Origin of the sequence: Ruegeria hyattellae (assembly GCF_041537925.1) — a bacterium.
Classification (GTDB): Bacteria; Pseudomonadota; Alphaproteobacteria; order Rhodobacterales; family Rhodobacteraceae; genus Ruegeria_C.
This window is the reverse complement of record NZ_JBGOSH010000003.1, coordinates 386,578-404,596: the sequence shown is the minus strand read 5'-3', so window position 1 is coordinate 404,596 and position 18,019 is coordinate 386,578. Positions and strand designations below refer to the sequence as shown.

Genomic DNA, 18,019 nt, shown 5'->3' with positions numbered 1-18,019 from the left:
ATGGGCGACCAGATCGAGACGGCGGCAGAAGCGATTGAAAGTGACGCGCTGCCGCGCTGCCACGAAGTGCATGCCGATCCCAAGAGCCCCGCGCGGATGGATCAGGGACCGCATCCGGTGCCGGAATCCGCGCAGAAAAAAAGTCCGGCGCAATGGGCCTATGAGCGGCTGATCATCTATATCCGCAATTTCGAGAAACAACTCGATGCAAAGCACGAGGTCGCCATGGGCTTTACCGGCGGCGACGCCGGTGTGCTGCGGATCGAAGGTATGGGTTATTACGACCCCGATATTGTCACTTTCTACGGTAGCGATGCGGGTGGTGCAAAAACCCAGCTGGTCCAACATGTGAGCCAATTGAACGTGATGCTGCGCGCGCTGCCCATCCCCTCGGAAGAGGAACCGGCGAATCGCATCGGGTTCCGTCTGGCCGCCGATCTGGAAAACACCGCGAGTTGAGCGGTTTCGCTTGCCCTCCGGGCCGTTGACCCATTCTATGAGGGCAAACGGACGGAGGGACAGAAATGGCGCATTTGACCGCGGTGGTGCGGGCGTATCGTGATGCCTGGGGAAGGCGACGCATCTTTGTGCCGCTCTATGTCGTCCTCCGCCTGTTGACCGTTGCCCTTATCGCTCCGGGGGTGGCCGTTGCGATCAATCTTGCGGTTTCGCTGTCCCATCAATCTGCGCTGACGGATCAGGAAATAGCGCTCTTCCTGCTCTCGCCGGTAGGGTTTGTCGTTGGTGTGGTCGTTTTGAGCATCGTTCTGGTGGCCGAGATACTGGGCTTTGCCGTCATGGCCGCCAGCTTGCGAGTCGAGACCGGCAATCTCTGGCAGGCGGCGTCTGTTGCGCTGCGGCTCGTATTGCGCAAGCTGGCGCGGCTACTGGAATTTGCGATGCGGCTGGTGTTGCAGGTATTGCTGCTTGTGATGCCGTTTGCCGCCGTTGCCGGGTTCATCGCATGGTGGGCGCTGACGGAATATGACATCAACTATTATCTCACTTTCAAGCCACCCTCGTTCCTGATTGCGGCGGGCCTGATCGGACTTGTTTGCCTCGTCTTGGCCTGGGTTCTGATCCGACGCCTGTCGGGCTGGGCGCTGGCGCTGCATATGGTGCTGTTCGAAGATATGCGCCCCAAGGCGTCCTTTGCCGTGAGCATGTCCCTGATGCAGGGCAAACAGACCGCGCTCAAGCTGCGGCTGGCGCTGTGGCTGATCGTTCGCGCCGCGATCGCTGCGCTAATCGCGGCGCTGGCGGGCGCTGCGCTGGGGCTGATGCCAGTGCCGGATGAGGGTGGGCTGGCTCTTGTGTTGCGGCTGAGCATGGCTGTGGTCGTGTTGTGGTCGGTACTGGGCCTTGTGCTGGCGGCCACGGCGCTGGGGGCGCTGGCGGTACTGCTGGACGGGTATCTGGACCACCCGGTGCATCTGCAGCCGCATCAAGGTAAGACGGGATTGCGGGGCCGGCTGATCGTGGCGGCGGGTCTGTCGATACTGGCGGTGATCGCAGGTGGATGGGTCGGAAACGCGGTTCTCGCGCGGGTACAGGATGACAAGCCGGTTGCGGTGATCGCGCATCGAGGGGCTGCGGGTCTGCGTCCGGAAAACACCATGGCATCGATACAAAAAGCCATCGAGGATCAGGCCGATTGGGTTGAGATTGACGTCCAGGAGACCGCCGACGGCGTGGTCGTGGTCATGCATGACAGCGACTACATGAAGCTGTCCGGCGTAGACCTGAAGATCTGGGACGCAACCATGGGGGAGCTGGACGGGATCGATATCGGAAGTTGGTTCGACCCGGCTTACGCGGACGAGCGTACCCCAACACTGCGCGATGTTCTGGCCGCCGCTCGGGGCAAGTCCAATGTGCTGATCGAGCTGAAGTATTACGGCCATGACGAGGATCTGGAAAACCGGGTGATCGCCATCGTCGAAGAACTTGGTATGCAGGACCAGATCGCCACCATGTCGCTGAAGTATCAGGCGGTGCAGAAGATGCTCAAATTGCGTCCCGAGTGGCGCACCGGCGTGCTGGCGGCGACCGCAATTGGCGATATGGCAGGGCTTGAGGGCAATTTTGTCGCGGTCAGCAGCACGATGGCGCGTCCGGGCCTGATCCGCTCAGTGCAGGAGGCGGGCAAGGATTTCTATGTCTGGACGGTGAACGACCCACTGGAAATGTCCAAGATGATTTCGCTAGGTGCCGACGGCGTGATCACCGATGAACCGGCGCTGGCCAAAGAGGTGATCCGCATCCGGCAGGACCTGGGCCCGAGCGAGCGAGTGCTCTTGTGGTTTGTCGAGGAAATGGGCGTTGATCTGACACAGGGCAACTACCGTGACAACAGCCCGTAATCTCGCCTTCGGTTTCTGCCTTCTGGCGCTGCCGGCCTCCGCGCAGGACTTTGGCAAAGCGCTGGAGATGCCCGCGCATCGCACGTTGATGGAGCTTCGCGCAACTGCCGATCTGCGCCCGTTCGAGACCGATGGTTGTTCGGGCGGTCTGTCCAGTTCCTGGGAACTGGTCGCCGAAACCTTCCCTGATTTCGAGGAAAGTTTCGACGGTGCCCCGCCATGGGAGGCGTGCTGCGTCACCCATGATCGCGCCTACCACGATGCCTCGGGCGCGGTAGAGGCAGATCAGAGCTTTGAGTCCCGGCTGGTAGCTGATCAGGCCCTGCGCGCCTGCGTGATAGCCACCGGGGCAGGGCAGGAGCAGGCGCTGTCCGAGCAATATGACGTTTCACAGGACAGCGTGCGGCAGGCTTATGCCAATATCGCCGGGGCGATGTATCTGGCGGTTCGGTTTGGCGGCGGGCCATGCTCTGGCCTTCCCTGGCGCTGGGGCTATGGCTATCCGGCCTGCGACCCCTTCGGCTGGACCACCCCTACACGCGATTGATGTGGTGACACGGGTCTGCGAATGCAGTATCCACCTGTTAAAACGCGAATAGGATAGTGACCCATGGCAGATCATAAACACGGCGAAATGGACATCAAAGATCAGATTGCAACCTTTGACGGGTTCGTCAAGTTCACCACCTGGACCGTTATCGTGATCCTTGGGATCCTTGTGTTCCTGGCCGTATTCGCTACCTGATCCGGCAGTAGTTCCCCTTGTTCCGCTCGCTTCTCGCCTGCGCGGTGGCGCTGACGCTTGTCGGCTGCACCCAAAGCGCGCCCAATGCCGATCCCCAAGCCATTGCGGCGGTGTCCTACCGCGATGCAGGACCGGCCTATCTGACGCTCTACACGATGGTGAACAACCGCACCGGTGGTGGCGGCCACTCGTCGCTGATGATCAATGGCAGCGAGCGGGTGATCTTTGACCCGGCGGGATCGTTCAATGCCGATATCGTGCCAGAATACAATGATGTGCTCTACGGGATCACGCCGGCGGTCGAACGCGCCTATCGCGGCGCCCATGCCCGCAGCACCTATCACGTGGTGCGCCAAAAGGTCGAAGTGACGCCGGAGCAGGCCGAGATCGCGCTGCAGCTGGCCAAGCAGAATGGCCAGGTGATGGGGGCATGGTGTTCCAACGCCACGGCGCGACTCTTGAAGCAGGTGCCGGGGTTCGAGCAGATCGATATGGTCTATCAACCCGTCAAGTTGCAGGAACAGTTCGAACAGATACCGGGCGTGGTGACCGACCGGTATTACGAGGACGACGATGAGGACTTGCAAAAGGGTCTGACCGAGGGCAATGCCGACCTGAACCAGCAGGTTCAAGGGTAGGCGTTACCCCGCCAGAAAGAGCAGGCCGTATAGCGTTGCGGCCCCGGCGAGAATGCCGAAGATTACGTTTTTGCTGACATACCCAACCACCAATGCCATGGCTGCGGCGCTCATATGGGCGATGTCCGGTTTGCCTCCAGTGGCGCTGGGCCAGACAACCAGGGGTGCCACCATGGCCGGAATGATCGCGGCAGCGGTATAGCGCAAATGCCTGAGCAGCCAATCCGGCATGGCGCGCCCGCCGACAAACCCAATGAACACGAAGCGCAGGGCGAAACTACCCACCGCCAGGCTGGCAATCACGATCCAGATCGTCGACGAGTCAAGGCTGATCATGCCGCCGCCCTCCGCCGTTCAAGCACCAATTCGCTGCGCGCGCCCGCCATCATCCCGGCACAACCCGCGATCAGCAGCCCGAGATTGTAGGGAACGGTGGTGGTCAGCAAGGCGACGATGATGGCGACCAGCGCCGCGACCACATGCGAAAAGGTGCGCAACATCGGCCCGACCATGGCCAGAAACGTGATCGGCAAGGCGAAATCCAACCCCCAGCTTTCGGGAATGCGCGTGCCCACCACCGCGCCCAAATAGGTGGCGACCAGCCAGGCAGGCGTCAGCGGCGTCACGACGCCAAAGAAATAGCGAATGCGTTCGGGTACCCGCATCTTTGGCTCTTTCTCGAATTGCATCATCGAACAGGCATAGCTTTGATCGATGGTGAAATAGGCCGCGAACGCCCTCTGCCAAAGCGGCGCGGCCCCCAGGTAAGGCGTCAGCGAGGCCGAATACATCGCCACCCGCAGATTGACTGCCAAGGCAGACAGGATCGCCACGATAGTGGGGGCATCGTCGCGCAGCAGGTGCAGCGCGGTGAATTGCGCGGCCCCGGCAAATACGGTGGCCGAAAATGACATGGTCTGTACCACGTTCAGCCCGGACTCGGTCGCGAGCAAACCAAAAAGCATGCCGAAGGGGACAGCCATCACGATAAAGGGCGACCCGTCGCGGAAACCTCTCCAGTAGTAGGATTTCGTGGTGGTGATTGCCATGATCCGATCCTAAGTTGGCCCAGACCGCAGTAACGGGCTTGCGAAAGGGTTGCAATTGGCCAGATCGGACAATGTCTCGGACTATATCATCGCCCCCGACCCCAAGGCGGCCCGCCTGACGCGATCCGTTGAGGGCGTCGACCAGAACGGCACGTCCGAGGTCATTTTGGTGGTCGAGGAACGACCGCTGACCATCTACCTCAACGCGCAGGAGATCGTCACCGCCATGACCATCGGGGACTATCCCGACTATCTGGCGCTCGGATTCCTGCGCAATCAGGGCATGTTGCTGGAGGATGACGAGATCACTGGCGTGGACTATGACGAGGATCTTGAAACCATTGTCGTCCGGACGCAGCGCGAAACCTCGTACGAGGACAAGCTCAGGAAAAAGACCCGCACCAGTGGCTGTGCGGTAGGTACTGTCTTTGGCGACATGATGGAGGGGCTGGAGGGTGTTCGCCTGCCGCAGACCGCTGTCCGCACCTCTTGGCTCTATGAGTTGGCGGCCAAGATCAACCGTACCCCCTCGCTGTATCTGGAGGCCGGCGCCATTCACGGCACGGTTCTGTGCCATCAGAACCGCCCGCTGGTCTATATGGAGGATGTGGGGCGGCACAATGCGGTCGACAAGATCGCTGGTTGGATGCTGTCCAAGGGTGTGCAGGCGGATGACAAGATCCTCTACACCACCGGGCGGCTGACCTCGGAAATGGTGATCAAGACCGCAATGATGGGCATCCCGGTCCTGGCCTCACGCTCTGGTTTTACCGCCTGGGGAGTCGAGATCGCGCGGGAACTGGGCCTGACCCTGATCGGCCGCATGCGCGGACGGCGCTTTGTGTGTCTGGCGGGTGAGGAGAGGCTGCTGCGCGACGTTGATCCTTCAACCGTGCCTCATGAGGACAAGAAACAACGTCGAAAGAGCGCGGAGTGATGGCGGGGGACGATGCATCATGAAACAACCGCTTGGTGTTATATTGGCCGGAGGGCTGGCCACGCGGATGGGCGGTGGTGACAAGGGGTTGTTATCCTTGGGCGGCACAACCCTGCTGGAACGGGTGATCGACCGGTTGGAACCACAGGTCAGCGGGCTGGCGCTGAACGCCAATGGCGATCCAGCGCGGTTTGCCAAGCTGGGCCTGCCGGTTCTTGGTGACAGTATCGATGGCTTTGTCGGGCCGCTGGCGGGCGTGCTGGCCGGGATGGACTGGGCTGCCGGGCAGGGCGCGGAGACTATCGTGACAGCAGCGGCGGACACGCCGTTTTTTCCGTGCGATTTGGTTCCGCGCCTGTTGCTCGCCGCCGAAGGAATGCAGCACCCGCTGGCGCTTGCCGCGACGCCGGACCCGAAACGGGGCATCGCGCGGCAGCCGACATTCGGGCTGTGGCCGGTTGCGCTGCGCGACGATTTACGCGCGGCGCTGGCGGGCGGATTGCGCAAGGTCGTGCTCTGGACCGAGGCGCATCAGGGGCGCGAGGCGCTGTTCGAGACGGGCAGCATTGATCCCTTCTTCAACGTCAACACGCCCGAGGATCTGGCCCGGGCCGAAGCGATGCTGGAGCACGGATGAAGATTTATGGTGTCACCGGCTGGAAAAACGCCGGCAAGACCGGGCTGATGGAGCGGCTGGTGGCCGAGATCACCGACCGTGGCCATTCGGTCTCGACTATCAAACACGCCCACCATGCCTTCGATGTGGATCAGCCCGGGCGCGACAGCTATCGCCACCGCGTGGCGGGCGCACAGGAGGTTTTGCTGGCCTCGGGCCATCGCGTTGCGCTGATGCAGGAGTTGCGCGGCGCGCCCGAGCCCGCATTGTCGGACCTGCTGGCGCGACTCTCGCCGGTCGATTTGGTGCTGATCGAGGGTTACAAACGCGAACCGCACCCCAAGATCGAGGCGTTCCGGGCCGAGGCGGGCAACGACCTGATCGCGCCGGATGATCCCAGCATCCGGGCGGTGGCGAGCGATTGTGCCCTGACCATCGACCGACCGGTATTCGAACTGGGAGATACCAGCGCTATCGCCGATTTCATCCTGTCCGAGGTGGATTTGTGACACCGTTCCAGACCATTGCCATGGTCGATTGGTCCGGCGGCAGCGATACCGGGCAAAAACCACGCAAGGATGCAATCTGGGCCTGCGTTGCCCGCAATGGGACCCATGAGACCCCGGTTTACCTCCGCAACCGGGGCTTGGCCGAGCGCTGGCTGGCGGACCTCATCGCGGAGGAGCTTGATGCCGGTCGCCGCCTGATGCTGGGCTTCGATTTCCCGTTTGGCTATCCGGTGGGCTTCGCGCGGGCGGTCACCGGCACCGACGATCCGCTGATCCTCTGGGACTGGTTTGCGGACCGGATCGAGGATGCACCGGATCGCAACAACCGCTTTGATCTGGCTGGGCAGATCAACCGGGGATTTGGCGGGCAGGGGCCGTTCTGGGGCAATGGCCTGAAACGCGATGTCACGGGTTTGCCGCGCAACAAGCAGGGTTACGAAAACCCGTTTCCCGATCGCCGCGCGGTCGAGCACCTGGCAAAGGGCAGCTTCACCTGCTGGCAGATGTCGGGGGCGGGCGCGGTCGGCGGGCAGGTGATGATGGGGCTGCCGGTGCTGGCCCGGCTGCGCCATCGGTTCGCCGCGCAAATCGCGGTCTGGCCGTTCGAGGCGCTGGACAAACCCGTTGCCTTTGTCGAAATCTGGCCCTCGCTGACGCTTGGTGCCTCTCCGACGGACAGGATCAAGGACGCCTGGCAGGTTGAACGTGTCGTGCGGCACATTGCGGGGTTGCCGTTAAACGCGCTGGCTCAGAGGCTGACGGTAGATGCACCAGAGGAGGGGTGGATATTGGGTGTGGATCAGAACCGGAGCACGATAATGCCCCCACCGCTGCGCAACGACTGCTTCTCGCTGCCTGCCGGAGTGACCTGGACACCGGTCGACGAGGCTCTGGCGCTTTTGCACGACCGGCTCAGCCCTGTCGCGCCCATCGAAGAGATACCGGTCATCGAGGGGTTGGGTCGCGTCCTGGCCGAGGGTTGCGTCGCCCTGCGCGCCAACCCGCCACAGCCGAACACTGCGGTGGACGGCTATGGGTTCTCGGGTGGACTGCCCGAGGGCGTGCATGTGCTGCCACTGGTCGAGGGGCGCTCAGCGGCAGGTGCGTCGTTCGGGGGGACGGTGCCCGCAGGCCATGCGATCCGTGTGCTGACCGGGGCCACGCTGCCCGAAGGGGTCGACACCATCGCTCTACAGGAGGATGTTACCGTCGAGCCGGGCAGGATTGCCCTGAACGGGCCGCTTAAGACAGGCGCGAACGCGCGGCAGGCAGGCGAGGATGTGGCGCAGGGCGACATCGTGCTGGCGGCGGGTCGCGTGCTGAGTGCCGCCGATTTGGCGCTGGCCACGGCTGTCGGGATCGCACACCTGCGCGTGCGAAAACCGCTGAAAGTGGCGGTTCTGTCCACCGGCGACGAGTTGACCGACCCCGGCGAGGATGCCGGACGCGACGGGATCTATGACGCCAACCGCCCCATGCTGTTGGCCGCCCTGCGCGCCTTCGGGCATGAGCCGGTGGATATGGGTCGGGTAGGCGATGATCGCGCGGCCCTGAAACAGCGTCTGGACGCGACCGCGAAGGCGGCTGATGCGATCCTGACCAGTGGCGGCGCCTCGGACGGGGATGAGGACCATATGTCCGCGCTCCTGCGCGAAGCGGGCGCGATGCAGGAATGGCGCATCGCGATCAAACCCGGACGGCCTCTGGCGCTGGGCCTTTGGGGGGGCAAACCGGTCTTTGGCCTGCCCGGAAATCCGGTTGCGGCACTGGTCTGCACGCTGATTTTTGCCCGACCGGCACTGGCACAACTGTCCGGGGCGGGGTGGTCGGAACCACAGGGCTATGACCTGCCTGCTGCATTTGAGAAGCGCAAGAAACCGGGCCGCCGCGAATATCTGCGCGCTCGGGTTCGGGAGGGCCGGGTCGAGGTCTTTGCTTCGGAAGGGTCGGGGCGGATCAGCGGGTTGAGCTGGGCAGAGGGGCTTGTGGTATTGGACGACGGGGCCTGCCACATCATACCGGGCGACGCGGTGAGATACATTCCTTACGCCAGCTTCGGCCTCTAGCGGGCTACGCAAATTGGTCTAATAACCGGTTTCCAATTGTCGGTTTGCGCCTCAGTCGAAGGTCCCCGCAACACGTCCCAGCAGCATGAAAGCCCGTGAGGTGCGGGTATCGCTCAGCGCCGAGATTTCCGCATCGCTCGCGTCCGGTTCGAACTCGGTGAACATCTGGTCGAAGCGGCGCAGGAAGTGATGCGCAGCGTCGCGAAAGATCGGGTCCTGCTTCATCCGCCCCGAAGTCAGCGCCAGCGACGACCGATCGCGCACGCCACCAAGAGAGGCCACCGCGCGGCCCCGTGTGCCTTGCGCAAACTGCCGCCAGATTTCGGGCCGGGCCATGTCGGGGCGCAAATCGTCCATATAGATCCCCTCCTGGCTGAGCAGGGTCAGAACATCCTGCGCGGCCTGGATCAGCTGAGCGGATTGGCGATTTTTCAAGGCGCGCCGGAGCGCGGAAAAACCTGCCGTGTCGTCGGCGCTTTCGGGGAAATTCAGCGCGTGGATGAAATCACCGCGCGGCAGCGGAGGTCTCAGATCCTCCGGGGAGTTGCCGAGGGCCAGCGTCGCCTGATCCTCGGTCTCGGTCGAGGCGGGTTCCGCCTCGGGTTCGGGCTCGGTCGGGTCCGAGGCCCGCCGCTTGGTCGAGAAGGTCGCCAGCGTGGTTTCGGTCTTCTTTGCGGTCTTGACGATTTCATCCAGTTTGCGCGTTACCGAAGGCTCGGAACTGATTGCGGCGTTCTGCTGCTGGCTGACATAGGCATTGCGGATTGCGTCGATCGCGGCCTGCAGGCGCTGGCTTTCCTCGCGCATCACCCGGCTTGCCCGTGCCGTCATCGCGGCCACCCAGATCATCGCCACAGGCATGAAGATCGCCAGCATGGTGACAAACATGCTGACACCGCCAGCATTTGCGCCATCTGTCGGAATTACCACAAAGAAGATCACCGAGATCGTCAGCCAGGCGATGCTGAGCGCCAGCGCGGCAATCTCGATCCCCGAGACCGAGGGCCGCTGCGGCGGTCGGTCATAGATCCCCAACGGGGTCGGACGTGACTTGTCGGCGCCGGGTGTCTTGCCGGTCATGAGAGCGCTCCGTCAGGCGTAGGCGACTTTGAGAACCTCGTAGGCCCGCTCGCCGCCCGGGGTGCGGACCTCGACGCTGTCGCCCTCTTCCTTGCCGATCAGGGCGCGGGCGATGGGCGAGCGGATGTTCAGCAAGCCGGCCTCGATATTGGCCTCATGCTCGCCGACGATCTGCCATGTCTTTTCCTCGTCGGTGTCTTCGTCCACCAGCGTGACCGTCGCGCCGAACTTGATCGCGCCGTTCAATTTGGCCGGGTCGATCACATCGGCAAGCGACAGCACACCTTCAAGTTCCTTGATGCGGCCCTCGATAAAGGACTGCTTTTCGCGAGCGGAATGGTATTCGGCATTCTCCGACAGGTCGCCATGTTCGCGGGCTTCTGCGATGGCTTTGATGATGGCCGGACGCTCAACGGATTTGAGCTGCTTGAGTTCACTTTCCAGCGCGGCGTACCCGGCTGGTGTCATCGGGATTTTTTCCATGGTCGTCTTGCCCGCACGCTACAAATTGAGTCGCCCCGCCGCGCAGAGCGCCGGGGCGACAGGAAGGGTCAGCGTTTACCTGACCCAAACCGGGGGTGGATTGCAAGGGCGCAATGCCCGGTTGCGGGCGGATTGCAGCCTATTTGTAGGACACGACCTCAAACTCGACGCCGTTGTCATCGTCGAAGTAGAACCGCTTGCCCGGTTCGTAATCCGCGTGGGATTTGGGTGTGAAGCCTGCTTTGATGACGCGTGCCTCGATTGCGTCCAGATCTTCGACGACGATGCCGACATGGTTCAGTCCGCCGATCACGTCATAGCTGCGCTCGCCTGAGGGCGACGCGCGTGGCGGGGTATAAAGCGCCAAATAGCTGGATCCGGTGCCGACATGCACCGTATATCCGCTATCTATCGCGGCGCCCTCCCAGCGGATTTTCCAGCCGAATACGGCCTCCATCCAAGCGGCGGTGGCCTTTGGATCGGCGACGGTGAAATTGGTGTGTTCAAGGGTGGCGGTCATCTGCGAGCTCCATTGAATTTCATTGCCACGGTCCATTTTATTTTCTAAACCTAGCTTGAGGTCAAGCTATTTGGGGTGAACAGAATGGCAGTATCAGAAGGGTTGCCGATCGGAGCACTTGCCGGGCGTACGGGGCTGGCGGTGTCGGCCATTCGCTATTACGAGGCGCAGGGCCTGCTGAAGCCCTGGCGCAATGCAGGCGGGCAGCGCCGCTATCAGCGCGCCGATATCCGCAGGCTCAGCTTTATCATGATTGCGCAGCAATTCGGGTTGTCATTGCCAGAGATTCGCGAGGTTCTGGCAAGCCTGCCCAACAACCGCACCCCCACGCCCAAGGATTGGGCGCAGATCGGGGCCGCGCTACGGGGGTACCTTGATGCGCGAATCGATACCTTGCTGCGCTTGCGCGACAATCTGGATGGTTGCATCGGTTGCGGGTGCCTGAGCTTGCCGAAATGCAAGCTGTATAACCGTGACGATATCGCGCAGACCAAGGGAACCGGGCCCCGATATTTGCTTGGTGATCGCCCGGATGTCTGAATTTGCCGCATTGCTGAGGTGTTACGCCGTGTTCTGATTGACCCGATGGTCCTTTGACAGGTAATCAGCCTCGAATCAAAGTTGCGCCCGAGGGGCGAGTTCGGACAGGAACCAAGGAGTCCGCTATGGCCGAGATTGAACGCGAAGCGATGGAATATGACGTGGTGATCGTCGGCGCGGGCCCTGCGGGTCTGTCGGCGGCAATACGCCTGAAACAGCTGGATGCGGACCTGGATGTCGTTGTCCTGGAAAAGGGCTCGGAAGTGGGCGCGCATATCCTGTCGGGCGCGGTGCTTGATCCCTGTGGCCTGGACGCGCTGATCCCCGACTGGAAGGAAAAAGGCGCACCGTTGAACGTGCCGGTGGAAGAAGACAATTTCTACATGCTGGGTGAAGCGGGTAAACTCCGTGTGCCGAACTGGCCGATGCCGAAGCTGATGAACAACCACGGCAACTACATCGTCTCGATGGGCAATGTCTGCCGCTGGATGGCCGAACAGGCCGAAGAGATGGGTGTCGAGATCTTCCCCGGCATGGCGTGCTCGGAAGTTGTCTATGGTGACAATGGCGAAGTGAAGGGCGTGGTTGCCGGTGAGTTCGGCAAGAACCCCGACGGCACGCCGGGGCCGGGCTATGAGCCGGGCATGGAACTGCACGGCAAATATGTCTTCCTGGGTGAGGGCGTGCGAGGCTCGCTCAGCAAGGAAGTGATCGCGAAATACGACCTGCAAGCCGGGAAGGAGCCGCAGAAATACGGCGTCGGCATGAAGGAAATCTGGGAGATTGACCCGGCCAAGCACAAAGAGGGCACGGTCACCCACACGATGGGCTGGCCGCTGGGCAGCAATGCCGGGGGCGGCTCGTTCATCTATCACCTGGACAACAACCAGGTCTATGTGGGCTTCGTCGTTCACCTGAACTACAAGAACCCCTACCTGTTCCCCTACATGGAATTCCAGCGTTTCAAGCACCATCCGATGGTGGCCGAGTTGCTGAAAGGCGGCAAGCGCGTAGCTTACGGCGCGCGGGCGATCACTGAAGGCGGGCTGCAGTCGATGCCCAAGCTGGTCGCGCCCGGTGTGGCGCTGCTGGGCTGTTCGGCAGGCATGGTAAATGTGCCTCGCATCAAGGGCAACCACAACGCGATGCTCAGCGGTAAGGCGGCGGCCGAGGCGGCGTTCGACGCGATCAAGGCAGAGCGGTTGGGTGACGAGCTGTCGGCCTATGAGACCGACGTACGCGATGGCGCCATCGGCAAGGACCTCAAGAAGGTGCGCAACGTCAAGCCGATGTGGTCGAAATGGGGTCTGCTGCCCTCGCTGGCGCTGGGCGGGCTGGACATGTGGACCAACTCGGTTGGATTCTCGTTGTTCGGCACGCTCAAGCACGGCAAGACCGATGCGGCGGTGACCGAAGAGGCCAGCAAGCACAAGCCGATCGACTATCCCAAGCCCGATGGCAAGCTGTCCTTCGACCGGTTGACCAACGTATCGTTCGCGATGACCAACCACGAGGAAAGTCAGCCCTGCCACCTGCAATTGCTCGACCCCAATGTGCCGCTTTCGGTCAACTTGCCGAAATTTGCAGAACCGGCGCAGCGCTATTGCCCCGCCGGAGTTTATGAAGTGGTCGAGGAAGAGGGCAAGGATGCGCGCTTTGTGATCAACTTCCAGAACTGCGTGCATTGCAAGACTTGCGACATCAAGGACCCGAGCCAGAATATCAACTGGACCACACCGCAGGGCGGTGATGGGCCGAATTATCCCAATATGTAGGCAGAAACCCGGGCAATGGCGCGCTCGTGAAGCGTGCGCCATTGCCTCTTGCGTCGCGACTGCTTAGCTTGTCTGCCGAACAACGATAAAAGGCAGGCGGTTTCGTGTTTTCCATCCTTCGACCGGCGGCAGGTGCCGCCATCGCGTTGACCCTGATGGCATCGCAGGGGCTTCTGGCCGATTCGGGCGCAGGCGCATACCTCGCCGGACGCCAGGCGGTCTATGAAAAAGACTTCGAGATTGCCGCGCGCTATTACAGCCGCGCTCTGTCCGAAGACGCCCAGAACCCCGCATTGATGGAACGGGTCGTCCAGTCGAAACTCGCGCTAGGAGATGTGGATGGCGCGCTGCCCGTGGCGCAGCAGATCGAAGAGGCGGGCCTGCGCAGCCAGTCGGCTCATATGGCCGCCGTAGCCGGGCTGATCGCCGATGAGGATTACCAAACACTGCTGGCGCGTGAACCCGAGAAGCTGGGCGTCGGCCCGCTGATCGACGGCTTGCTGGCGGGCTGGGCGCATCTGGGCACCGGCGCTGCTGCGAAGGCGCTTGCGCAATTCGACGAGGTGGCGGCGCAGGAGGGCCTGAAGGGGTTTGCGCTCTATCACAAGGCGCTGGCGCTTGCATCGGTCGGGGATTTCGAAGGGGCCGAAGCCCTGTTCTCGGGCAATGACGGTCAGTTGACCACCATTTCGCGCCGCGCAGCGATCGCGCGGGCCGAGATCCTGTCGCAGCTTGACCGCAATGAAGACGCGCTGATGATGCTGGCGGAGGTGTTCGGGGCCCGTACCGATCCCGGCCTGGATCACGTGATCGAAAGGCTTGAAGCGGGCGAGCGGCTGCCCTTCTCGATGGCGCGCAACGCCAAAGAGGGTATGGCCGAGGTGTTCTTCACCATCGGGGCGGCGCTCAATGGCGAGGCCGCAGACGACTATGCGCTGATCTATATCCGCACGGCTACCTATCTGCGCCCCGGCCACATCGACGCGCTGCTGCTGTCGGCCGATCTACTCGAGGATCTGGGCCAGCTCGATCTGGCCGTCGAACTGTACAAGAAAGTGCCCTCGGACAGCCCCGACCACCACGCCGCCGAACTGGGCCGCGCCGAGGCTTTGCGTCGTTCGGCCAAACCCGATGCGGCGATCGAGGTGTTGGAGCAGCTCTCGGTCGATTACCCGGATCAGCCGATGGTGTTTTCCTCGCTGGGCGATCTGTTGCGGCAGGAAGAGAAGTACGAGGCCGCAGTGGCAGCTTATGACCGGTCGCTGGACCTGACCGAAGCCGACGATCCGGGGCTCTGGTTCGTTCTCTATGCGCGCGGGATTTCGCATGAGCGGCTCGATCACTGGGACGAAGCCGAGGCGGATTTTCGCAAGGCGCTGGAACTGAATCCCGATCAGCCGCAAGTGCTGAACTATCTGGGCTATTCGCTGGTCGAGAAGCAAACCAAACTGGATGAGGCACTTGACATGATCCAGCGTGCCGTTGCCGGGCGCCCCGACAGCGGCTACATCGTCGACAGTCTGGGCTGGGTCCTTTTCCGCCTGGGCCGCTATGACGAGGCGGTTGGCCATATGGAAACGGCAGTGGAGTTGATGCCCATCGACCCGGTCGTCAACGATCACCTGGGCGATGTCTATTGGGCGGTCGGCCGCACGCGAGAGGCTGAGTTCCAGTGGAAACGCGCGCTGTCCTTCATCGACCCCGCCGATACCGACGGCGAAGCCGACCCCGAACGCATCCGGCGCAAGATCGAGCTGGGTCTGGACGCGGTTCTGTCCGAAGAGGGCGCCAAGCCGCTGCAAGTGGCCAATGACGGTTAGGGCCTTCGCCCCCGCCAAGATCAACCTGACCCTGCATGTGACCGGCCAGCGCGACGACGGTTATCACCTGCTGGATTCGCTGGTTGCGTTTGCGGATATTGGCGATCATCTGGAATTTAGGCCGGGACCGGAGCTGTCAATCGAGGTCACTGGTGAACACGCCCAGGGAGTTCCTGCGGATGAGCGCAATCTGGTCTGGAAGGCGGCGCAGGCGGTCGGTTGGAAGGGGGTTGTGCGTCTCGACAAGGTTCTGCCGCATGGCGCAGGGATCGGGAGCGGCTCGTCGGATGCAGCCGCGACAATTCTGGCTTTGTCTAGTCTAGGGGTAGGTATTACGCCGGAACTGACAGTGTCACTGGGGGCGGACGTCCCCGTCTGCATGGCGGCAAAGGCCGCGCGGATGCAGGGTATTGGCGAACAGGTCACGTCCCTCAGACTGCCTCCCCTGCCGGCGGTGTTGGTCAATCCCGGGGTTCCGGTGCCCACCGGTCCGGTGTTCGCAGCGCTTGTCTCACGCGAGAACCCGTCAATGCCGACCGATCTGCCGGAGTTTGAAACAGTTGAAGGGTGCGCCCTTTGGCTTGGGGCTCAACGCAACGATCTGGAGATGCCGGCTGTGGGCGTAGCGCCCGAGATCGCGCAGGTCCTTGATGAATTGAGATCGACCACCCGTGCCCTGCTAGCCCGCATGTCCGGGTCCGGGTCGACCTGCATTGCGCTCTATCCCACCATGAAAGCTGCCCATTCAGCAGCCTATGAGATCGGCGCGGCGCATCCCAACTGGTGGTGCCGCGCGGTTGAACTCAGTTGAGCCGCGAGACGACGTAGTCGGTCAGATCGCTCAACAGGTGGCGGATCTCATGATCCGGCAACACGTCCAGCGCGGTCTTGGCCTTGTCCGCCCAGCGGTTTGCATCAATGCGGGTCGATTCGAACGTGCCGTATTTGCCCATCAACGCCAGCGCGTGCTCCAGGTCGCCTTCTGACTGACGGCCCCGTTCGATGGTGCGCTGCCAGAAGGCGCGTTCCTCTTCGGTAGCTTGCGCCACGGCCTTGATTACCGGCAGCGTCAGCTTGCGCTCGCGGAAATCGTCCCCGACATTCTTGCCGGTCGCTTTGGCATCACCCTGGTAGTCCAGTAGATCGTCGGCGATCTGGAAGGCCACGCCCAACGCATCGCCAAAGTTGAAAAGCGCCTTTACCTGCGCTTCCGGCGCGCCTGAGATCACGCCGCCCACCTCGGTCGCCGCCGAGAACAGCGCCGCGGTCTTGCCGCGCACTACCTGCAGATAGACATCTTCGTCGGTGGCCAGATTGCTGGCCGCCGTCATCTGCAGCACTTCGCCCTCGGCGATGGTGGCGGCTGCATTGGCGAGGATGTCCAGAACCCGCAGCGACTCGGTCTCAACCATCAACTGGAAACTGCGCGCAAACAGGTAATCGCCTACCAGAACCGAGCTTTTGTTGTCCCATAGCAAATTGGCGGTCGGGCGCCCGCGCCGCTGGCCGCTTTCATCGACCACGTCGTCATGCAGCAGCGTCGCAGTATGGATGAACTCCACCGTTGCGGCCAGCTTGATGTGATGGTCTCCGGGATAGCCAAACAGCCGCGCCGCCGCCAGTGTCAGCATAGGGCGCAGGCGCTTGCCACCTGCTTCGACCAGATGCGCGGTGACCTCGGGGATGCGCGGCGCATGACGCGACGCCATCCGCGTCTGGATCAGGGTGTTCACCCCTTCCATCTCGGTTTCCAGCAATTCGGCCAACCGCTCATGCGGCTTCGAGATCGTGGCGCTGTCCATCACACCCCCGTTGCAAGGCTCGACATTGGTCTCACCTTGCCCTTACATCCTGCTCCATGAAAGAACTTCTGCGCAGCACCGATCCGACCATCATGGCTTTCGCAACCGCCCTTCTTGAGGGCGAGGGTATAGACTGCTTTCAGATGGACGTAAACATGAGCATCCTCGAAGGCGGCATCGGCATTTTCCCGCGCCGGATGATGGTGCGCGAGGGGGATTACGACCGCGCGATTCGCGTGATGCAGGACAACGAAATCCCGCTGGGAAAATGACCCGTTTCACCGAGCAGGAGCTGAGCTGTGACGCCTTTTTGGGCGGGAAGTTTCATCTTTTTCAACCACATAACGGTTACCGCGCTGGAGTCGATCCGGTGTTTCTGGCGGCCAGCGTTCCGGCGCAGTCGGGACAGGCGGTTCTTGAACTGGGCTGTGGGGCGGGCGCGGCGATTCTCTCGCTGGCCACAAGGGTGCCCGATCTGGTGCTGAGCGGCGTCGAAATTCAGCCCGCCTATGCTGATCTGGCGCGGCGCAATGCCGCGCATAACGGTGTCGCGCTGGAGGTGATCGAGAGTGATCTGGCCAATCTGCCTGCGCCCCTGCGCAAACGCCAATTCGACCATCTGCTTGCCAACCCGCCCTATTTCCGGGGCGGTGCCCACTGTCCCGCGCGTGATGCGGGACGCCGCAGGGCGCTGGGTGAGGAAACACCGCTCACCCTCTGGATAGATACAGCCGCGCGTCGTCTGAGATCGCGCGGGTATCTGCATATGATTCAACGGGTTGAGCGGTTGCCGGACATGGTGTCCGCCTGCGAGGGCCGGTTGGGTTCGCTCGAGGTATTGCCGCTGGCTGCCCGCACCGGACGGCACCCAGATCTGGTTATCTTACGTGCCCGCAAAGGGGGCAGGGCCGACTTCCGCCTGCTCGCCCCGCTGATTCTGCACGCGGGTGCGCGGCATGAGCGCGATGCCGAAAGTTACCGTCCCGAGATACAGGATGTGCTGCGCAACGGCACGGCCTTGCGCTGGCCATAGGCGAAGATCGGCGAAAGCGCGCAATTCCTGATAAAAACCGTGC

At 62.3% G+C, this 18,019-nt stretch carries 21 protein-coding genes; 15 read left to right on the top strand and 6 right to left on the bottom strand.

The window, feature by feature from the left end:
* The 5 genes from AB1E33_RS09435 to AB1E33_RS09415 all read left to right on the top strand — a co-directional run bounded on the left by AB1E33_RS09435 (position 1) and on the right by AB1E33_RS09415 (position 3,746).
* A complete protein-coding gene (locus AB1E33_RS09435; RefSeq protein ID WP_372577010.1) occupies positions 1-459 on the top strand; it encodes a DUF6173 family protein in 459 nt (152 codons plus the stop codon).
* A gap of 65 nt (positions 460-524) precedes the next feature.
* On the top strand, positions 525-2,363 hold the full coding sequence (locus AB1E33_RS09430; RefSeq protein WP_372577009.1) for a glycerophosphodiester phosphodiesterase: 1,839 nt from the start codon (positions 525-527) through the stop codon (positions 2,361-2,363).
* Positions 2,347-2,910, top strand: coding sequence for a hypothetical protein (locus AB1E33_RS09425; protein WP_372577008.1), 564 nt, complete (start codon positions 2,347-2,349; stop codon positions 2,908-2,910). Before AB1E33_RS09430 ends, AB1E33_RS09425 begins: the two co-directional genes overlap by 17 nt.
* Before the next feature lie 63 nt (positions 2,911-2,973).
* Positions 2,974-3,108 (top strand): aa3-type cytochrome c oxidase subunit IV, encoded by a 135-nt coding sequence (locus AB1E33_RS09420; RefSeq protein ID WP_372577007.1) that lies wholly within the window; start codon positions 2,974-2,976, stop codon positions 3,106-3,108.
* Positions 3,109-3,125: 17 nt separating this feature from the next.
* Entirely contained in the window at positions 3,126-3,746 is a 621-nt protein-coding gene (locus tag AB1E33_RS09415) for a hypothetical protein (RefSeq protein WP_372577006.1), read from the top strand.
* A gap of 3 nt (positions 3,747-3,749) precedes the next feature.
* Here AB1E33_RS09415 and AB1E33_RS09410 read toward each other — a convergent pair whose 3' ends face one another.
* Together AB1E33_RS09410 and AB1E33_RS09405 are read right to left on the bottom strand one after the other, a co-directional pair.
* Positions 3,750-4,082 carry a branched-chain amino acid transport AzlD family protein gene (locus AB1E33_RS09410; RefSeq protein ID WP_372577005.1) on the bottom strand — a complete coding sequence of 111 codons (333 nt, stop codon included), beginning with the start codon at positions 4,080-4,082 and terminating at the stop codon, positions 3,750-3,752.
* The gene (locus AB1E33_RS09405; protein WP_372577004.1) at positions 4,079-4,795 is read right to left on the bottom strand and encodes an AzlC family ABC transporter permease; all 717 of its coding nucleotides are present in this window, start codon (positions 4,793-4,795) and stop codon (positions 4,079-4,081) included. Before AB1E33_RS09405 ends, AB1E33_RS09410 begins: the two co-directional genes overlap by 4 nt.
* A 49-nt stretch (positions 4,796-4,844) precedes the next feature.
* Between AB1E33_RS09405 and AB1E33_RS09400 the strand changes: the two genes are divergently transcribed.
* The 4 genes from AB1E33_RS09400 to AB1E33_RS09385 are packed head-to-tail and all read left to right on the top strand — an operon-like array spanning position 4,845 to position 8,923.
* A complete protein-coding gene (locus tag AB1E33_RS09400; protein ID WP_372577003.1) occupies positions 4,845-5,732 on the top strand; it encodes a formate dehydrogenase accessory sulfurtransferase FdhD in 888 nt (295 codons plus the stop codon).
* A 19-nt stretch (positions 5,733-5,751) separates the two neighbouring features.
* Entirely contained in the window at positions 5,752-6,369 is a 618-nt protein-coding gene (gene mobA, locus AB1E33_RS09395) for a molybdenum cofactor guanylyltransferase MobA (RefSeq protein ID WP_372577002.1), read from the top strand.
* A complete protein-coding gene (gene mobB / locus AB1E33_RS09390) occupies positions 6,366-6,857 on the top strand; it encodes a molybdopterin-guanine dinucleotide biosynthesis protein B (RefSeq protein WP_372577001.1) in 492 nt (163 codons plus the stop codon). The genes mobA and mobB overlap by 4 nt, the downstream gene beginning before the upstream one ends.
* Positions 6,854-8,923, top strand: coding sequence for a molybdopterin-binding protein (locus tag AB1E33_RS09385; RefSeq protein ID WP_372577000.1), 2,070 nt, complete (start codon positions 6,854-6,856; stop codon positions 8,921-8,923). Before mobB ends, AB1E33_RS09385 begins: the two co-directional genes overlap by 4 nt.
* 51 nt (positions 8,924-8,974) lie before the next feature.
* Here the strand turns inward: AB1E33_RS09385 and AB1E33_RS09380 are convergent, their stop codons facing one another.
* The 3 genes from AB1E33_RS09380 to AB1E33_RS09370 all read right to left on the bottom strand — a co-directional run bounded on the left by AB1E33_RS09380 (position 8,975) and on the right by AB1E33_RS09370 (position 11,006).
* Positions 8,975-10,003, bottom strand: coding sequence for a hypothetical protein (locus AB1E33_RS09380; RefSeq protein WP_372576999.1), 1,029 nt, complete (start codon positions 10,001-10,003; stop codon positions 8,975-8,977).
* A gap of 12 nt (positions 10,004-10,015) precedes the next feature.
* A complete protein-coding gene (gene greA, locus AB1E33_RS09375) occupies positions 10,016-10,486 on the bottom strand; it encodes a transcription elongation factor GreA (protein ID WP_372576998.1) in 471 nt (156 codons plus the stop codon).
* 139 nt (positions 10,487-10,625) lie between these two features.
* Positions 10,626-11,006, bottom strand: a complete 381-nt coding sequence (locus tag AB1E33_RS09370) for a VOC family protein (protein ID WP_372576997.1) — start codon at positions 11,004-11,006, stop codon at positions 10,626-10,628.
* An 84-nt stretch (positions 11,007-11,090) separates the two neighbouring features.
* Here AB1E33_RS09370 and soxR point away from each other — a divergent pair, with 84 nt between their 5' ends.
* From soxR to AB1E33_RS09350, 4 genes are all read left to right on the top strand, one after another.
* Positions 11,091-11,546, top strand: coding sequence for a redox-sensitive transcriptional activator SoxR (gene soxR / locus AB1E33_RS09365; RefSeq protein WP_372576996.1), 456 nt, complete (start codon positions 11,091-11,093; stop codon positions 11,544-11,546).
* 125 nt (positions 11,547-11,671) lie between these two features.
* Entirely contained in the window at positions 11,672-13,321 is a 1,650-nt protein-coding gene (locus tag AB1E33_RS09360; RefSeq protein ID WP_372576995.1) for an electron transfer flavoprotein-ubiquinone oxidoreductase, read from the top strand.
* 155 nt (positions 13,322-13,476) lie between these two features.
* Positions 13,477-15,141: a tetratricopeptide repeat protein gene (locus AB1E33_RS09355; protein WP_372577268.1), complete on the top strand. Its 1,665-nt coding sequence runs from the start codon at positions 13,477-13,479 to the stop codon at positions 15,139-15,141.
* Positions 15,131-15,952 carry a 4-(cytidine 5'-diphospho)-2-C-methyl-D-erythritol kinase gene (locus AB1E33_RS09350; protein ID WP_372576994.1) on the top strand — a complete coding sequence of 274 codons (822 nt, stop codon included), beginning with the start codon at positions 15,131-15,133 and terminating at the stop codon, positions 15,950-15,952. The genes AB1E33_RS09355 and AB1E33_RS09350 overlap by 11 nt, the downstream gene beginning before the upstream one ends.
* Here the strand turns inward: AB1E33_RS09350 and AB1E33_RS09345 are convergent.
* Positions 15,945-16,943, bottom strand: a complete 999-nt coding sequence (locus AB1E33_RS09345) for a polyprenyl synthetase family protein (protein WP_372576993.1) — start codon at positions 16,941-16,943, stop codon at positions 15,945-15,947. The genes AB1E33_RS09350 and AB1E33_RS09345 overlap by 8 nt on opposite strands.
* A 56-nt stretch (positions 16,944-16,999) precedes the next feature.
* Between AB1E33_RS09345 and AB1E33_RS09340 the strand changes: the two genes are divergently transcribed.
* Both AB1E33_RS09340 and AB1E33_RS09335 read left to right on the top strand, forming a co-directional pair.
* Positions 17,000-17,215, top strand: coding sequence for a putative signal transducing protein (locus AB1E33_RS09340; protein WP_372576992.1), 216 nt, complete (start codon positions 17,000-17,002; stop codon positions 17,213-17,215).
* Positions 17,212-17,976 (top strand): tRNA1(Val) (adenine(37)-N6)-methyltransferase, encoded by a 765-nt coding sequence (locus tag AB1E33_RS09335; protein ID WP_372576991.1) that lies wholly within the window; start codon positions 17,212-17,214, stop codon positions 17,974-17,976. Before AB1E33_RS09340 ends, AB1E33_RS09335 begins: the two co-directional genes overlap by 4 nt.
* The last annotated feature ends 43 nt before the right edge of the window (positions 17,977-18,019 follow it).

What these genes read in the sequence shown, in the direction of transcription:
- AB1E33_RS09435 (WP_372577010.1), top strand. Translation starts at nt 1, where the DNA reads ATGGGCGACCAGATCGAGACGGCGGCAGAAGCGATTGAAAGTGACGCG.
- AB1E33_RS09430 (WP_372577009.1), top strand. Translation starts at nt 525, where the DNA reads ATGGCGCATTTGACCGCGGTGGTGCGGGCGTATCGTGATGCCTGGGGA.
- AB1E33_RS09420 (WP_372577007.1), top strand. Translation starts at nt 2,974, where the DNA reads ATGGCAGATCATAAACACGGCGAAATGGACATCAAAGATCAGATTGCA.
- AB1E33_RS09410 (WP_372577005.1), bottom strand. Translation starts at nt 4,082, where the DNA reads ATGATCAGCCTTGACTCGTCGACGATCTGGATCGTGATTGCCAGCCTG.
- AB1E33_RS09405 (WP_372577004.1), bottom strand. Translation starts at nt 4,795, where the DNA reads ATGGCAATCACCACCACGAAATCCTACTACTGGAGAGGTTTCCGCGAC.
- mobA (WP_372577002.1), top strand. Translation starts at nt 5,752, where the DNA reads ATGAAACAACCGCTTGGTGTTATATTGGCCGGAGGGCTGGCCACGCGG.
- mobB (WP_372577001.1), top strand. Translation starts at nt 6,366, where the DNA reads ATGAAGATTTATGGTGTCACCGGCTGGAAAAACGCCGGCAAGACCGGG.
- AB1E33_RS09380 (WP_372576999.1), bottom strand. Translation starts at nt 10,003, where the DNA reads ATGACCGGCAAGACACCCGGCGCCGACAAGTCACGTCCGACCCCGTTG.
- greA (WP_372576998.1), bottom strand. Translation starts at nt 10,486, where the DNA reads ATGGAAAAAATCCCGATGACACCAGCCGGGTACGCCGCGCTGGAAAGT.
- AB1E33_RS09370 (WP_372576997.1), bottom strand. Translation starts at nt 11,006, where the DNA reads ATGACCGCCACCCTTGAACACACCAATTTCACCGTCGCCGATCCAAAG.
- soxR (WP_372576996.1), top strand. Translation starts at nt 11,091, where the DNA reads ATGGCAGTATCAGAAGGGTTGCCGATCGGAGCACTTGCCGGGCGTACG.
- AB1E33_RS09360 (WP_372576995.1), top strand. Translation starts at nt 11,672, where the DNA reads ATGGCCGAGATTGAACGCGAAGCGATGGAATATGACGTGGTGATCGTC.
- AB1E33_RS09355 (WP_372577268.1), top strand. Translation starts at nt 13,477, where the DNA reads ATGGCATCGCAGGGGCTTCTGGCCGATTCGGGCGCAGGCGCATACCTC.
- AB1E33_RS09350 (WP_372576994.1), top strand. Translation starts at nt 15,131, where the DNA reads ATGACGGTTAGGGCCTTCGCCCCCGCCAAGATCAACCTGACCCTGCAT.
- AB1E33_RS09345 (WP_372576993.1), bottom strand. Translation starts at nt 16,943, where the DNA reads ATGGACAGCGCCACGATCTCGAAGCCGCATGAGCGGTTGGCCGAATTG.
- AB1E33_RS09340 (WP_372576992.1), top strand. Translation starts at nt 17,000, where the DNA reads ATGAAAGAACTTCTGCGCAGCACCGATCCGACCATCATGGCTTTCGCA.
- AB1E33_RS09335 (WP_372576991.1), top strand. Translation starts at nt 17,212, where the DNA reads ATGACCCGTTTCACCGAGCAGGAGCTGAGCTGTGACGCCTTTTTGGGC.